Here is a 770-nt window from a genome sequence, read left to right on the forward strand (position 1 = left end):
CTCATGCGATTGGAGGCATACATGCGGTTCTCGCTGTTGAAACTTCCCATCGCCGTCGTGCTGTGCCGATCCGACGGAAGCATCGACGTGCTGAACGCTGCCGCCGCCGCGCTGCTGCCCGAGCTTTCGCTCGGCACGCGATCGACGGCCAAAGAAAGTCTCCCGGCAATCATCGCGCAGCTTGAGAGCAAATCCAGCATCCGGAGGCCTGAACTCAACGAGCATTGGTCGCAGGCGCTCGACGGTGAATACAAAACCCCGCTGGGGAAAATATTTTCGATCGAGGCCACGTGCATTGACGACGTGCCGGCTCCTGCGCCTGTGACCTGGATCGTCGTGCTTCGCGAGCTGACTCAAGAAAGACAAGCCGAAAGCGAGCGGGCCACGTGGCTGAACTTCTTATGGCACGACCTGCGCAGCCCGCAAATCAACCTCCTGAGCTTGGTGGAGTTGTATGAAATGAAGTCGTCACGTGTGGGCGTGGCCGAATTGGTGACCGGTGTGCGACGCGAGGCGGAGCGAACCATCGCGTTGGCACAGAGCTTTATCAGCGTTACGACCTCGGAGGCCCGCGACTACGAATTCGCTGTGGTGAGCCTTTCATCGTTACTTGCGAAGAGCGTCGAGGAACTTTCAGCATATGCGGTGGCCCGGCACGTGCAGCTGTCGTCAAGATCAATGCATACCCATCATGACCTCGTGCGCGCGGACGGAGGAATGCTGCTGCGAGTGTTCGCCAATCTCTTGGAAAACGCGATTCGGCACAGTGC

The 770-nt window shown here is 59.0% G+C and carries 1 protein-coding gene; it reads left to right on the top strand.

Features of this window, described 5'->3' with window-relative positions; translation table 11 throughout:
* Positions 1-21: 21 nt before the first annotated feature.
* On the top strand, positions 22-770 hold a 749-nt coding region (locus QN397_RS26600), incomplete at its 3' end, for a sensor histidine kinase (protein WP_416352374.1).

It is taken from the genome of Variovorax sp. RTB1 (assembly GCF_035018765.1).
Taxonomy (GTDB): Bacteria; Pseudomonadota; Gammaproteobacteria; order Burkholderiales; family Burkholderiaceae_C; genus Variovorax.